The organism is Labedella gwakjiensis, from assembly GCF_003014675.1.
Classification (GTDB): domain Bacteria; phylum Actinomycetota; class Actinomycetes; order Actinomycetales; family Microbacteriaceae; genus Labedella; species Labedella gwakjiensis.
The window spans coordinates 2,481,222-2,495,706 of the sequence record NZ_PYAU01000001.1 but is presented as its reverse complement, the minus strand read 5'-3'; the positions used below and the strand labels follow the sequence as shown (position 1 = coordinate 2,495,706).

The 14,485-nt window shown below is 67.6% G+C and carries 14 protein-coding genes; 10 read left to right on the top strand and 4 right to left on the bottom strand.

What is annotated here, in order from left to right; translation table 11 throughout:
- Nucleotides 1–10 precede the first annotated feature (10 nt).
- The 5 genes from CLV49_RS11765 to CLV49_RS11745 all read left to right on the top strand — a co-directional run bounded on the left by CLV49_RS11765 (nucleotide 11) and on the right by CLV49_RS11745 (nucleotide 4,762).
- Nucleotides 11–1,129, top strand: coding sequence for a magnesium and cobalt transport protein CorA (locus CLV49_RS11765; protein ID WP_424978389.1), 1,119 nt, complete (start codon nucleotides 11–13; stop codon nucleotides 1,127–1,129).
- Nucleotides 1,130–1,269: 140 nt separating this feature from the next.
- The gene (gene sdhC, locus CLV49_RS11760) at nucleotides 1,270–1,707 is read left to right on the top strand and encodes a succinate dehydrogenase, cytochrome b556 subunit (RefSeq protein WP_424978391.1); all 438 of its coding nucleotides are present in this window, start codon (nucleotides 1,270–1,272) and stop codon (nucleotides 1,705–1,707) included.
- Between the two features lie 10 nt (nucleotides 1,708–1,717).
- Nucleotides 1,718–2,176, top strand: coding sequence for a succinate dehydrogenase hydrophobic membrane anchor subunit (locus CLV49_RS11755; RefSeq protein ID WP_106563709.1), 459 nt, complete (start codon nucleotides 1,718–1,720; stop codon nucleotides 2,174–2,176).
- An 11-nt stretch (nucleotides 2,177–2,187) separates the two neighbouring features.
- Nucleotides 2,188–3,999, top strand: coding sequence for a succinate dehydrogenase flavoprotein subunit (gene sdhA / locus CLV49_RS11750; protein WP_106563708.1), 1,812 nt, complete (start codon nucleotides 2,188–2,190; stop codon nucleotides 3,997–3,999).
- Between the two features lies 1 nt (nucleotide 4,000).
- On the top strand, nucleotides 4,001–4,762 hold the full coding sequence (locus tag CLV49_RS11745) for a succinate dehydrogenase iron-sulfur subunit (RefSeq protein WP_106563707.1): 762 nt from the start codon (nucleotides 4,001–4,003) through the stop codon (nucleotides 4,760–4,762).
- An 82-nt stretch (nucleotides 4,763–4,844) separates the two neighbouring features.
- Here the strand turns inward: CLV49_RS11745 and CLV49_RS11740 are convergent, their stop codons facing one another.
- Nucleotides 4,845–5,792, bottom strand: a complete 948-nt coding sequence (locus CLV49_RS11740) for an FHA domain-containing protein (RefSeq protein ID WP_106563706.1) — start codon at nucleotides 5,790–5,792, stop codon at nucleotides 4,845–4,847.
- Between the two features lie 154 nt (nucleotides 5,793–5,946).
- Here CLV49_RS11740 and CLV49_RS11735 point away from each other — a divergent pair, with 154 nt between their 5' ends.
- The 5 genes from CLV49_RS11735 (at nucleotide 5,947) to CLV49_RS11715 (ending at nucleotide 10,149) form a co-directional block, all read left to right on the top strand.
- A complete protein-coding gene (locus CLV49_RS11735) occupies nucleotides 5,947–7,083 on the top strand; it encodes a YihY/virulence factor BrkB family protein (RefSeq protein ID WP_158261966.1) in 1,137 nt (378 codons plus the stop codon).
- A 42-nt stretch (nucleotides 7,084–7,125) separates the two neighbouring features.
- Nucleotides 7,126–7,974 (top strand): exodeoxyribonuclease III, encoded by an 849-nt coding sequence (locus CLV49_RS11730; RefSeq protein WP_106563704.1) that lies wholly within the window; start codon nucleotides 7,126–7,128, stop codon nucleotides 7,972–7,974.
- A 68-nt stretch (nucleotides 7,975–8,042) separates the two neighbouring features.
- Nucleotides 8,043–9,047 (top strand): tryptophan--tRNA ligase, encoded by a 1,005-nt coding sequence (trpS, locus tag CLV49_RS11725; RefSeq protein ID WP_106563703.1) that lies wholly within the window; start codon nucleotides 8,043–8,045, stop codon nucleotides 9,045–9,047.
- Between the two features lie 7 nt (nucleotides 9,048–9,054).
- Complete coding sequence (locus CLV49_RS11720) at nucleotides 9,055–9,660, top strand: GNAT family N-acetyltransferase (protein ID WP_106563702.1); 606 nt, start codon at nucleotides 9,055–9,057, stop codon at nucleotides 9,658–9,660.
- A 60-nt stretch (nucleotides 9,661–9,720) separates the two neighbouring features.
- A complete protein-coding gene (locus CLV49_RS11715; protein WP_106563701.1) occupies nucleotides 9,721–10,149 on the top strand; it encodes a DUF1761 domain-containing protein in 429 nt (142 codons plus the stop codon).
- An 80-nt stretch (nucleotides 10,150–10,229) separates the two neighbouring features.
- Here CLV49_RS11715 and glpK read toward each other — a convergent pair whose 3' ends face one another.
- The 3 genes from glpK to CLV49_RS11700 form a co-directional block, all read right to left on the bottom strand.
- Complete coding sequence (glpK, locus tag CLV49_RS11710; protein ID WP_106563700.1) at nucleotides 10,230–11,744, bottom strand: glycerol kinase GlpK; 1,515 nt, start codon at nucleotides 11,742–11,744, stop codon at nucleotides 10,230–10,232.
- A 75-nt stretch (nucleotides 11,745–11,819) separates the two neighbouring features.
- Complete coding sequence (locus CLV49_RS11705; RefSeq protein WP_279432396.1) at nucleotides 11,820–12,569, bottom strand: MIP/aquaporin family protein; 750 nt, start codon at nucleotides 12,567–12,569, stop codon at nucleotides 11,820–11,822.
- Nucleotides 12,570–12,694: 125 nt separating this feature from the next.
- Nucleotides 12,695–14,431: a glycerol-3-phosphate dehydrogenase/oxidase gene (locus CLV49_RS11700; RefSeq protein WP_243696597.1), complete on the bottom strand. Its 1,737-nt coding sequence runs from the start codon at nucleotides 14,429–14,431 to the stop codon at nucleotides 12,695–12,697.
- Nucleotides 14,432–14,485 lie beyond the last annotated feature (54 nt).

Here is a 14,485-nt window from a genome sequence, read left to right as displayed (position 1 = left end):
AGGGACACACGTGGACGACTCGAACACCCTCGGTATCCCGCTCCCCGACCCCCGACGGAACGTCTCGGCGCGAGGCGCGAGACGGCTCGTGCACGCTCCGGACGATCGGGACAGCCTCGTGGCGGCCGGCATCTACTCGGATGGACGGAAGGTCTCGGCGCCCGACAGCCTCCAGGAGGCGTTCGCGACTCTGCGCGAGACGCCCGACTCCTTCGCCTGGATCGGGCTCTACCGTCCGGACGAGAACGAGGTCGGGGAGATCGCACACGAATTCGGGCTGCACGCTCTCGCCGTCGAGGACGCCGTGCTCGCGCACCAGCGACCCAAGATGGAGCGATACGACGACGTGCTCTTCATCGTCCTGCGCGCCGCGGACTACGTCGACGAGACCGAGCGCCTCGTCTTCGGGGAGCTCCACGTGTTCCTCGGACCGAACTTCATCGTCACCCTGCGCCACGCCGAAGCACCCCAGCTCACGGGTGTGCGCTCGCGCATGGAGGACAACCCCCAACTCCTGAGGCTCGGCCCGCACGCCGTCCTGTACGCGATCATCGACGCCGTCGTGGACGAGTACCAGCCCGTGATCCGCGGCCTCTCGAACGACATCGACGAGATCGAAGAGGAGGTCTTCGAGGGCGACGCGACCGTCTCGAGGCGCATCTACGAGCTCTCCCGCGAGGTCATCGCCTTCGAGCGCGCCGAGCAGCCCCTCCTCGACGTCGTCCGCCGCCTCGAGCTCGGCAGCGACAAGTACGGGGTCGCGCCCGAGCTGCAGCGCGGGCTCCGGGACGTCGCGGACCACCTCGTGCACGTCGACGAGAAGGTCACGGCCTTCCGGCAGCTCCTGCGCGACATCCTCACGGTCAACGGCACACTCGTCGCCCAGCGGCAGAACGACGAGATCGCCCGCATGACCGAGACGAGCCTCGAACAGGGAGAGGTCGTCAAACGCATCTCCGCGTGGGCAGCGATCCTGTTCGGTCCCACGGTGATCACGGGCATCTACGGGATGAACTTCGACAACATGCCCGAACTGCACTGGGCGTTCGGGTACCCCTTCGCCCTCGCGCTGCTCGCCGGGTCGGGAGCAGCCCTCTACGCCGTGTTCAAGCGGAAGACGTGGCTCTAGCACGAAATCTCGACGTCGAGACACTTAGGGTGCCCTAAAGGGACAATTTGGACGCGCCCGAATACACTGGACCCACGCGCCGAAGTGACGCACGGAGCCTGTCGGCTCCGACAGCCCCCGTCGAACTGGGAGGTCGTTTCGTGTCAGTGAAGACTGTCGGAACACCGGAGCAATCGAGACAACCCGATCCGTCCACGACGACGTCGCGCCGTCCATCCGGAACGCTGTACCGCGGCCGCGAAGGCATGTGGTCGTGGGTGCTGCACCGGATCACGGGCGTGTCCATCTTCTTCTTCCTCCTCGTGCACGTGCTCGACACGGCACTCGTCCGCGTCTCGCCCGAGGCGTACAACGCGGTCATCGGCACGTACCAGACGCCCATCATGGGTCTGGGCGAGACGGCGCTCGTCGGCGCGATCGTCTTCCACGCCTTCAACGGACTGCGGATCATCCTCATCGACTTCTGGTCGAAGGGCACGCGATACCAGCGCGTCATGTTCTACGTCGTGATCGGCCTGTGGGTCGTCACGATGATCGGTTTCGTGCCGCGGCACCTCATCAACGTGTTCAGCCACTAGGGGGCCGGCCATGACATCCACCACCATCGAATCGCCCCGCACCCCTGCGGGCTCCGCGAAGCGTCGCGGCGTCAACTGGGAGAAGTGGGGATGGGTCTACATGCGGGTCTCCGGTGTGATCCTCATCGTCCTGATCTTCGGCCACCTCTTCGTCAACCTCATGGTCGGCGAAGGCGTGAAGGCGATCGACTTCGCGTTCGTCGGCGGCAAGTGGTCCGACCCGTTCTGGATGGTCTGGGACACGCTCATGCTGTGGCTCGCCATGATCCACGGCGGCAACGGAATGCGCACGATCGTCAACGACTACGCGCGTTCGCCCCGCCTGCGGAAGGTGCTCCTCGGAGCCATCGCCGCATCGGTCGTCGTCCTCATCCTGCTCGGCACGCTCGTCGTCTTCACCTTCGACCCGTGCCCCGTGGTGCCCGCCGATCAGGCGCACCTGCTGCCCTCCTTCTGCCCCGCTCCGTGACCTCAGGACCCATGACGAACTCAACAGCACCCTCTTCCGAGTCGACCGTCGTCGACGGCGTCCACTACCACCAGTTCGACATCGTCATCGTGGGCGCCGGCGGCGCCGGCATGCGCGCGGCGATCGAGGCCGGGCCCGGCGCCAAGACGGCCGTGATCTCCAAGCTCTACCCGACGCGCTCCCACACGGGAGCAGCGCAGGGCGGCATGGCCGCGGCACTCGCGAACGTCGAAGAGGACAGCTGGGAGTGGCACACCTTCGACACGGTCAAGGGAGGCGACTACCTCGTCGACCAGGACGCTGCGGAGATCCTCGCGAAGGAGGCCATCGACGCGGTCATCGACCTCGAGAACATGGGCCTGCCGTTCAACCGCACGCCGGAGGGGAAGATCGACCAGCGCCGGTTCGGCGGCCACACGCGCGACCACGGCAAGGCGCCCGTGCGCCGCGCCTGCTACGCCGCCGACCGCACCGGGCACATGATCCTGCAGACGCTCTTCCAGAACTGCGTCAGGCTCGGCATCAACTTCTTCAACGAGTTCTACGTCCTCGACGTCGTGATGACCGAGGTCGACGGGGTCGAGCAGCCGTCCGGCGTCGTCGCGTACGAGCTCTCCACCGGGGACCTCCACGTCTTCCAGTCGAAGGCGATCATCTTCGCCACCGGTGGCTTCGGGAAGATCTACAAGACCACCTCGAACGCGCACACCCTCACGGGCGACGGCGTCGGCATCATCTGGCGCAAGAAGCTCCCCCTCGAGGACATGGAGTTCTTCCAGTTCCACCCCACGGGCCTCGCCGGGCTCGGCATCCTCCTCACCGAGGGCGCTCGAGGCGAGGGCGCGATCCTGCGCAACGCCTCGGGCGAGCGCTTCATGGAACGCTACGCCCCCACCATCAAGGACCTCGCCCCCCGTGACATCGTCGCGCGCTGCATGGTCCAGGAGGTGGCGGAGGGCCGCGGCGCCGGTCCGCACAAGGACTACGTCCTCCTCGACTGCACCCACCTCGGCGCGGAGGTGCTCGAGACGAAGCTCCCCGACATCACCGAATTCGCCCGCACGTACCTGGGCGTCGACCCTGTCGTCGAGCCGGTTCCCGTCATGCCTACGGCGCACTACGCGATGGGCGGCATCCCCACGAACGTCGCGGCCGAGGTCCTGCGCGACAACACGACCGTGGTCCCCGGGCTCTACGCCGCCGGCGAGTGCGCTTGCGTGTCGGTGCACGGCTCCAACCGTCTCGGCACCAACTCTCTCCTCGACATCAACGTGTTCGGCAAGCGCGCCGGTCGGAACGCGGCCGAGTACGTGCAGAACGTCGACTTCACGCCGCTGCCGGAGGATCCCACCAAGGAGATCCGCGAACTCATCTCGCAGCTGCGCTCGGCCACCGGCACGGAGCGCGTCGCCGCGCTCCGCAAGGAGCTGCAGGACAACATGGACCGCAACGCCCAGGTGTTCCGGACCGACGAGTCGCTCGCTGAGGTGACCGAGACCATCCACGGTCTGCGCGAGCGCTACCTCGGCATCTCGGTGCAGGACAAGGGCAAGCGGTACAACACCGACCTCCTCGAGGCGATCGAGCTGGGCTTCCTGCTCGACCTCGCCGAGGTCGTCGTGTTCTCGGCGCGGAACCGCGAGGAGAGCCGTGGCGGTCACATGCGCGACGACTTCCCGAAGCGCGACGACGAGAACTACATGAAGCACACGATGGCGTACCTGTCGGGTGACCCCCATTCCGCGAACCCGGCCGACCACATCCGGCTCGATTGGAAGCCCGTGGTCATCACCCGGTACCAGCCGATGGAGAGGAAGTACTGACATGTCGACGGCCACCCTCGACGCAGCACCGAGCGACGCTGACGCGATCCAGTCGTTCACCGTGACCCTCATCATCCGCCGGTTCGACCCGGAGGTGGACGAGGAGCCGCGCTGGCAGGACTTCGACGTGGAGATGTTCGCGACGGACCGCATCCTCGACGCGCTGCACAAGATTAAGTGGGACCAGGACGGCTCGCTCACGTTCCGCCGCTCCTGCGCCCACGGGATCTGCGGTTCCGACGCGATGCGCATCAACGGGCGCAACCGTCTGGCCTGCAAGACGCTCATCAAGGACCTCGACATCTCGAAGCCGATCTACGTCGAGGCGATCAAGGGCCTCCCCCTCGAGAAGGACCTCATCGTCGACATGGAGCCGTTCTTCGCCTCCTACCGCGAGGTCCAGCCGTTCCTCCAGGCCCGCACGGAGCCGGGCGCCGGCAAGGAGCGCGTGCAGTCGGTCGCCGACCGCGCCCGCTTCGACGACACCACGAAGTGCATCCTGTGCGCCGCGTGCACCTCGTCGTGCCCCGTGTTCTGGACCGACGGCCAGTACTTCGGCCCGGCCGCCATCGTGAACGCGCACCGCTTCATCTTCGACTCCCGCGACGACGAGGCGAAGGTCCGCCTCGACATCCTCGGGGGCAAGGACGGCGTGTGGCGCTGCCGCACCACGTTCAACTGCACCGAGGCGTGCCCTCGCGGCATCCAGGTGACCCAGGCGATCGCGGAGGTCAAGTCCGCGATGATGCGAGGCACCGCCTGACACCCCTTCTTCACCCCAAAAAGATCGCGATCCAACACGAAAATTCGTGCCGGATCGCGATCTTTTTGGGGTAAGGGGGGGGCTAGTGGCCGGCGGCGAGGGGCTGGCCCGGCATGATCTCGATCACGTTGCCGTCACCGATGTCGATGAAGGTGCCGGCCGGCACGACGAGGGATTGGCCGGCGGCCAAGCGCTGCCAGCTCGCGCCCGGAACGATGAGGGACGTGCCGTTCGTGGACTTCAGGTCGGTGACGACGACACTGTCGCCGAGCTGCTCGATCTCGACGTGCGTCGCGGAGACGGACTTCGTCGAGGACTGGACCACGACGACGCGGCCGCCGGCCGGCGGGCGCTTGGGGTTGCGGCCGAAGAAGTGGGGAACGTCGAGAGCGAAGGGCTGACTGCCGTTGAGGCGGTAGCCGAAGAGCAGGCTCCGCGGGCCGTGGGCCGGGGCCGGCTCGATCCCCTCGTCCAGATCGCGTGGGCGAGGGAGGTCCGAGCGCAGCACGGTGTGACCGTCGTGCGCGACGTCGACCGCCGACATGGAGCCCGTGCGCGGCTGGGTGAGGCGCTCGTCCGCGAAGACCATGTCGAGACGAGCGGCCCTGACGACACCGTCGGCGAGCGGGAGCGCCGGGGCGTGGATCTGGGCGGGATCGCCGAGCGAGAGGTGCGTGACGCCGTCGAGGCTCGTGCGGAACCACGGGCTCCCCTCGGCGGCGATGCGGCGTCGCACCCCGGACACCAGGACGTCGAGGCCAGCGCCGGCGTGCACGAAGAGGGTGAGCGCCGTCTCGCCGTCCTCCGGGAGGCCGACGACGGCGAACGGGAGCGGCACTCCGCCGACGTCGGCGGGGACATCCCGGAGGACACGATCGACCGTCGCGTCGTCGTTCGACGCGACGGCCCACAGCTTGTGGATGAGCGCAGGGTCGGGGGCGGAGTTGAGCGCCAGTACGATCTTCCGCGTGACGAGCAGCACCCAATCGGGGCTCTCCGTCCACGCGGAGTAGCGGATGCTGGGATTCACGAACTCACCTCGGACGACGACGGACGGAGGGCTCGGACCCGGACCACAGGTCCGCTCACACGATTGCCCTCGGATCATTCTGTCAGAACACCCCCCGTATGCGGCACGACGCAACGCGCGAACTGGGTCCGCGCGAATCTGTAGGCTTCTGGCCATGAGCCGAGCGAGCACGACGGAGACACCCGAACAGGACTCGCCGACGCTCGTTCAGCGCATGACGACACTCACGGAGCGCGTGATGCGGCTGAAGCCGGTGCGCGTCCTCACGCGGTTCACCGAGCGCGACGGTGACCTGCTCTCGGCCGGGATGAGCTTCCAATCCGTGTTCGCGGTGTTCGCCGCGATCTTCGTGGGCTTCGCCGTGGCGGGTTTCTGGTTGCGTTCGACCCCCGACCTGCTCGACGGTCTCGTCGACATCATCAACAGCTACGTCCCGGGACTGATCGGCGCGACCGAGGACGACGGGATCATCTCCCGTGAGGCGCTCGCGAGCGCGAGCGTCGCCAACTGGACGGGCGCCATCGCACTCGTGGGTCTGCTGTGGACGGCGATCGGCTGGCTCGGGTTCATGCGGCAGGCCGTGCGCGCGGTGTTCGGGGCCCCGCCCGTGACGCGCATCTTCGTGCTGCAGAAGGCGATCGATCTCGGCCTCGCACTCGGATTCGGGCTCCTGCTCGTCGCCGGCGGACTCGCCTCCGTCGTGAGCACCGCCGCCCTCGACTGGGTGGTGGGAATCCTCCGACTGAACGAGGACTCGCTGCCCGTCGTCGTCGGCGTGCGCGCCGTCGGCATCCTCGTCTCCGTGGTCGTCAACGTCGTCGCGCTGTCGCTCATCTTCCGTGTGCTCTCCGCTATCCCGATCCCCCCGAGGTTCCTGTTGATCGGAGCGGGAATGGGGAGTGTCGCACTGGCAGCGCTCAGCGTGGTGAGCGGTCTCATCCTCGGAGGAGCCGGTCGCAATCCCCTCCTCGCGACGTTCGCGGTCTTCATCGGTCTCCTCCTCTGGTTCGCCATCGTCTGGCGCGTCGTGCTCCTCTGTGCCGCGTGGATCGCCGTGAGCCTCGACGACCGCGGCATCGAGGTGACCCACTACACACCGGAACAGCGCGAGCGTCGGGAACGCGAGGCGAGGCGGATCGTGGCGGCCGCCGCTCTCGACGCCGCACGGACTCGCCTCGACGAGGCGACGGGGCCGATCAGTCGGTTCCGCGCCAGACGAGCCCTCGAAAACGCCGAGAGGGAGGACGCGGAGGCGCGCGCCGCCGAGAAAGAGCCCATCGTCGTCGGTTGACGCCCCGAACGGGCTGTCGGTGGTCGCCCCTAAACTGGGAGCATGCCCGCTCGTCCCCTTCGTGTCGCCTCTGTCAACGTCAACGGCATCCGTGCCGCGTACCGGAAGGGCATGGGCGATTGGCTCGCTGGGCGCGACATCGACATCCTCGCGATGCAGGAGGTGCGAGCGTCGACCTCCGACATCGAGGGGCTGCTCGGCCCCGAGTGGACAGTGCTCCATGACGAAGCAACGGCGAAAGGCCGTGCGGGCGTCGCGCTCGCCAGCCGCCGCGCGGCCGACGTCCATCGCGTCGACTTCGGCGCCGAGGACTTCGACAGCGCAGGACGCTGGATCGAGGCCGACTACGACGTCGACGGCACTCCCATCACCGTCGTGTCCACCTACGTGCACTCCGGCGAGGTGGGCACGCCCAAGCAGGTCGAGAAGTACAGGTTCCTCGACGCGATGACGGCCCGCCTCCCCGAGCTTCGAGCGCACGCCGAATACGCCCTCGTCGTGGGCGACCTCAACGTGGGCCACCGCGAGCTCGACATCAAGAACTGGAAGGGCAATCGCAAGAACGCCGGATTCCTGCCGGAAGAGCGCGCCTACTTCGACCGCTTCTTCGGCGCCGAGGGAGAGCAGATCACGGGCGTCGACGGCAGCGTCGGCCCCGGTCACGGCTGGGTCGACGTCGGCCGTGTTCACGCCGGCGAGGTCGAGGGGCCGTACACGTGGTGGTCTCAGCGCGGCAAGGCGTTCGACACGGACACCGGCTGGCGCCTCGACTACCATGTGGCCTCCCCCGCCCTCGCCCGGACGGTCGTGTCCTACGAGATCGACAAGGCCTCGGCCTGGGACACGCGATGGTCGGACCACGCGCCCGTGGTCGTCGACTACGCGATCTGACCCCACGCCCCCTTCTCACCCATCCACCGGGTCCGCGTCGTACGCGGACCGTCTCGCGAAGGACCACCATGACCTCGCCCCGTCTCTACTCCGGAATGCAGCCGTCGGCCGATTCGCTCCAGATCGGCAACTACATCGGAGCCCTCCTCCAATGGCGTGACCTCCAGAGCACGCACGACGCCTTCTTCTCCGTCGTCGACCTGCACGCGCTCACACAGCCGAACGAGGCCGCGGAGCTGCGGGACAAGACCCGGCGCACCGCCGCCCAGTACATCGCCGCCGGTATCGAGCCCGAGAAGTCAACGCTCTACGTTCAGTCGCACGTACGCGCCCACGCCGAGCTGGCGTGGATCCTCAACACCATCACCGGCTTCGGCGAGGCCGGCCGGATGACGCAGTTCAAGGACAAGTCGGCGCGCTACGGTTCGGACGCCACGTCGGTCGGCCTGTTCGCGTACCCGGTGCTCATGGCGGCAGACATCCTGCTGTACCAGACGAACGTGGTTCCCGTCGGCGACGACCAGCGGCAGCACATCGAACTGACGCGCGACCTCGCGGAGCGCTTCAATTCGCGCTACGGCACGACGTTCACGATCCCCGAGGCGATGGTTCAGAAGGAGACCGCCCGCATCTACGACCTCCAGAACCCCACGTCGAAGATGTCGAAGTCGTCCGAGTCGCAGGCCGGTGTTCTGTGGCTGCTCGACGATCCGGCGGTCAACCGCAAGAAGATCATGCGCGCCGTGACCGACGACGAGGGGTCCGTGCGCTTCGATCGCGAGACCAAACCAGGGGTGTCGAACCTGCTCACGATCCACTCCGCGCTGTCCGGTCGCTCCATCGCCGAACTGGAGGACGAGTTCGCGGGGTCGGGTTACGGAGACTTCAAGAAGGCCATCGCCGAGCTGGTGCTGTCGGAGTTCGAACCGGTGCGGGCACGCGCTCTCGAGCTGCTCGACGACCCGGCGGAGCTCGATCGCATCCTGTCGCTCAACGCCGAGAAGGCCGACACCGTCGCCGACGCGACCCTGTCGGACGTGTACGACCGAGTCGGACTCCTCCGGCGGCGGTGACAGACGCATGACGGCCCCCATCGAGCTGCGGACCGCGCGGCTCGTCCTCTCGATCCCGACCGGAGACGACGTCGACGACATCACGTCGGCCTGCCAGGACGAGTCGGTGCAACGGTGGACCACCGTTCCGTCCCCCTACAGCAGGAGAGACGCGGAGACCTTCGTCAGGGACTTCGTCACGGCCGGGTGGGAGACAGGGAAGACCCGGACGTGGGCGATCCGCCTCGCCTCCGAGCTCGATGGCGACGGACGGTCCGCGACGCTCGTCGGCATGATCGGCCTGGAAGGCATCGAGGACGGTGCAGCCGAGATCGGGTACTGGCTCGCACCGGTGGCGCGCGGCGCTGGCATCATGTCCGAGGCCGTCGCAGCCGTGATCGACCACGCGTTCGCCGCTGACGGGGTCGGTCTCCAGCGTGTGCAGTGGAGGGCGTACCGGGGTAATCGACCGTCCGCGCGGGTGGCGCACGGCGCGGGACTGCGGTTCGAGGGCACTCGACGTCTCGGAGCCGTCGGGCGCTCCGGTCGGGAGGATGAGTGGACGGCGGCGATCCTGAACACCGATGAGCGCTCGTCGGCACCTGGTTGGCCGGCTGAGGCTGTCGGAGGCTGAGCTCCGTGCCACACTGACCCTGATGAGTCGCCGCGCGGCGCGACGACGGGAAGGTGCGTCATGGTCCCGGAGATCAACTACATCGCGGTCATCCTCGCGACGCTGTCGAGCATGGTCGTGGGCTCGATCTGGTACGCGCCGAAGGTGTTCGGCGACCGATGGATGCGACTCGCGAACATCACGCCGTCCGGTCGAGCCTCCGACGCCGTGCGGCCCATCATCGTCACCGTGATCGTGAGCTTCGTCACGTCCTGGGTGCTCGCAGGCGCGACGTGGATCGCGTACGACTTCTACGGCGGCGGCTTCCTCGTCGGCGCACTCGTCACAGCGGGCACCCTCTGGGCCGGCTTCACCGCAGCCCGCTTCATCACGCACGACGCGTTCGACAACAGACCGACGGGGCTCACGGTGCTCAACTGCGCCCACGAGTTCGTCACGATCGTCATCATGGCCCTCATCATCGGCGTGTGGCCCCCCGCGGGAGCCTGAGGGACCCCTGAACACGAGAAAGCCGCGGGAGCACTCGATCCGAGTGCTCCCGCGGCCGTCAGGTCACGCGGTGGTGAAGGTCAGTCGACGTCCTCGTCCACCCAGTCGAAAGTCTTCGTGACGGCCTTCTTCCAGCTGCGGTAGAGCTTGTCGCGCTGCTCCTGCGGCATGGACGGCTCCCAGCGCTTGTCCTCCTGCCAGTTCTTGGCGAGGTCATCGAGGTCGGACCAGAATCCGACGGCGAGACCGGCGGCGTACGCGGCACCGAGCGCCGTGGTCTCGGCGACGACCGGACGCACGACCGGCACACCGAGCATGTCGGCCTGGAACTGCATGAGCGTGTCATTGGCGGTCATTCCGCCGTCGACCTTGAGCTCCGTGAGGGGCACACCGGAGTCGGCGTTGACGGCGTCGATGACCTCGGCCGTCTGGAACGCCGTCGACTCGAGAGCAGCGCGCGCGATGTGGTTCTTGTTCACGTAGCGCGTGAGGCCGACGAGGGCACCGCGGGCGTCCGGACGCCAGTACGGCGCGAACAAGCCGGAGAACGCCGGAACGAAGTACGCTCCTCCGTTGTCTTCGACCTTCTTGGCGAGCTCCTCGATGTCCGGAGCCTGCGCGAACATGCCGAGGTTGTCGCGGAGCCACTGCACGAGCGAACCCGTGACGGCGATCGAACCTTCGAGCGCGTAGTGGGGCTTCGCGTCGCCGAGCTTGTACCCGAGGGTCGTGAGCAGCCCGTTCTCGGAGTGGACGATCTCCTCACCCGTGTTGAAGATGATGAAGTTACCGGTGCCGTAGGTGTTCTTCGCCTCACCGGTCTGGAAGGCGGCCTGACCGAAGGTGGCGGCCTGCTGGTCGCCGAGGATTCCGGCGATCGGGACCTCGCGCAGGAGGCTGTGCGTCGACGCGTTGCCGTAGACCTCGCTCGAGGACTTGATCTCCGGGAGCATCGACTTCGGCACGCCGAAGGTCGCGAGGATGTCCTCGTCCCACTCGAGGGTCTCGAGGTCCATGAAGAGCGTGCGGCTCGCGTTCGTCACGTCGGTGACGTGGATGCCGCCGTCCGTCCCACCCGTGAGGTTCCACAGCACCCAGGTGTCGGTGGTGCCGAACATGAGGTCGCCGGCCTCGGCCTTCTCACGCGCACCCTCGACGTTCTCGAGGATCCAGACGATCTTCGTGCCCGAGAAGTAGGTGGCGAGCGGGAGCCCGACCGTCTTCTTGAAGCGCTCGACTCCGCCGTCCTTGGCGAGCCGGTCGACGATCGACTGGGTTCGGGTGTCCTGCCACACGATCGCGTTGTAGACGGGCTCGCCCGTGTTGCGGTCCCACACCACGGCGGTCTCGCGCTGGTTCGTGATGCCGATGGCGGCGATGTCGTGACGGGTGATGTTCGCCTTCGAAAGCGCCTGACCGATCACCTCGCGGGTGTTGTTCCAGATCTCCTTGGGGTCGTGCTCGACCCATCCGGCCTTTGGGAAGATCTGCTCGTGCTCGAGCTGGCCGGTGCTCACGATCGAGCCCGACTTGTCGAAGACGATAGCACGCGACGAGGTCGTGCCCTGGTCGATGGCGATGACGTATTGCGCCATGGGTTAACTCCTTTGTTGGGACAGCGTGTAACGGGGGGTCGGGTGCGGCGATCGAGGTCGCCGCACCCGCGGGGATCACATGATGGGGAGGAGGACTCCGGACAGACCACCGGCGAGCGCGCCGCCGATGAGCGGGCCGACGATCGGGACCCAGGCGTACGACCAGTCGCTCGAACCCTTGCCCTTGATCGGCAGGAGCGCGTGCACGATGCGCGGGCCGAGGTCACGTGCCGGGTTGATGGCGTAACCGGTCGGTCCACCGAGGGATGCACCGATACCGACGACGAGAAGCGCGACGGGGAGAGCTCCGAGGGCTGCGAGGCCAGCCGGGACACCGAGCTCGGCGTCGCCGACCCGGCCGAAGCCGATGACGACGAACACGAGGACGAACGTCGCGACGATCTCGGTGACGAGGTTCCAGCCGTAGTTGCGGATGGCCGGGCCCGTCGAGAAGACGCCGAGCTTGGCGCCCGGGTCCTCTTCAGCGTCGAGGTGCTGCTTGAAGGTGAGCCACACGAACACCGCACCGATGATCGCACCGACCATCTGTGCGGCCCAGTAGACGAGGGCCGTGGGGAAGTCCAGATCGCCCTTCACCAGCAGGCCGATCGTGACGGCCGGGTTCAGGTGGGCGCCGGACGCGTAGGAGACGGTCACACCGGCGAAGACCGCGAGACCCCAACCGAAGTTGATGAGCAGCCAACCGCCGCCGAGACCCTTCGACTTCGCGAGGATCGCCGTCGCCACCACACCTCCACCGAGGAGGAGCAGCATCGCGGTACCGACCACCTCGCTCAGGAAGATAGTTGCCAGAGGAGTGTCCACATTGACCTTCTTTCAGGTATGCCGGCCGGGTCTATCCCGACGATCGGCAAGGATTGTCAACCCACCTGAAACGTAGCGCCAGGTGGGAGTCGCAACAAGGGCCGATGGTCCCCGCTGTGGATCGTTCAGCGGACGCCGTTGGTCTCCTTGCGTGTAGAGGCATCGAGATCGACCCCGTGACGCTCGACGAGCAGGGCAGCCATGCGCTCCACCTCGGCGTCGGTCGTCGTCTCGTCCCAACCGAGCACACCGGCGGTGATCTCGGCGAGTTCGTGGAGCGCTGCACGCGACGCGCGGCCCGTGAAGGCGATGCTCGTGCGGCGGAGGAGGAGATCGTCGAGGTGGACGACCTGCTCGGTGCGCACGATGTGCGCGATCTCTTCGCGGCTGTAGGACGGCACCGTCTCGAGCGGCTGCTCGTCCGCCTCGTCGGCGAGCGCGATGAACGCGTCCGCGCGGGTGCCGTAGCGCTCGAGCAACTCGTCGACCCGCTCGGTCGAGAGCGCGTCGGCGCGAGAGCTCACCCACACCCGGCGCGCAGCCGGGGTCGTCGGGTAGTCGCGGCCCCCACCGATCGGGAGCGACGTCGTCGACACGGTGCGCTCGCGGCCGAGCTTGCCGAGGACCTCGTTCGCGAGGTGCTCGCCGAGGGCGCGGAACGTGGTCCACTTCCCGCCGACGAGGCTGAGGACGGGGGTCCCGGCGAGGTCGCCCTCAACGATCCGGTAGTCGCGGGACACGAAACCGGGTGCCGTGTCGCCGTGGCCGGGCAGCGGGCGGATGCCGGAGAAGCGGTAGACGATCTGCGAGCGGTCGACGGCGATGTCGGGGAAGACGTGCTTCACGAGGTCGAAGAAGTAGTCGACCTCCTCCTCCGTGCACACGGCCGGCTTCGTGGGGTCGGCCTCGAGGTCGGTGGTGCCGACCATGACCATCCCCTTGAGCGGGTAGATGAGGACGATGCGGCCGTCCTCGTGCTCGAAGAAGATCTCGCGGCCACCTGTGGCCTCGAGCAGCTCCGGGTGGTCGAGGACGATGTGCGAGCCCTTCGTCCCTCCCATGTAGGAGGTGGGCTTGCCGAGGCCGGCGTTGGTCAGGTCGGTCCAGGGCCCGCTCGCGTTGACCACCACGTCGGCGGTGAAGGGGAAGGTCTCCCCCGTCTCCTCGTCACGGAGCACGATGGAGCCGCCGTCGGCCCCCACGGCGGAGAGCCGGTTCGCCGCGCGCGCGGTCGGACCGGTCTCGACGCCGTCGCGGAGCACGTCCAGCGCGAGGCGCTCCGGGTCGTGCATGGAGGCGTCGTAGTAGGTGGCGGTGTACTTGAGGCCGGCGTTCAGGCGGGGCAGTTCCTCGAGAGAACGGGTGCGCCCGAGGAACCGGTGGCGGGGCACCGATCCGCCGTCCCGCGAGAAGGAGTCGTAGAGGACCATGCCGACCTTGATGAGGGCCGCACCGCGCTCGGTCGGCTTTCCGGCCTTGTGCGTGAGGAAACGCAGAGGCGCCGAGAGGATGCCCGAGAACGTCGAGTAGATCGGGATGGTCGTGCGCAGCGGCTTGACGTAGTGCGGCGCCGTCTTGATGAGTCGGTTTCGCTCCTGCACGGACTCGCGGACGAGGCGGAACTCGCCGTTCTCGAGGTAGCGGACGCCGCCGTGGATCATGTGGGACGACGCGGACGAGGCGCCCGAGACGAAGTCGTCGCGCTCGACGAGGACGACGTCGATCCCCTGGAGGGCGAGGTCGCGGAACGTGGCGATTCCGTTGATGCCGGCGCCGATGACGAGCACCTGGGCGTTCGGCCGTTCGGCGATGGCCGAGACGGTCGCGCGGCGTTCGGACGGGCGGGGGGTAGGACGAACCACGGTGTGCTCCTTGCGACGGTCGATAGGCACGTCTGCGTTCGGATTCCGCTCGTG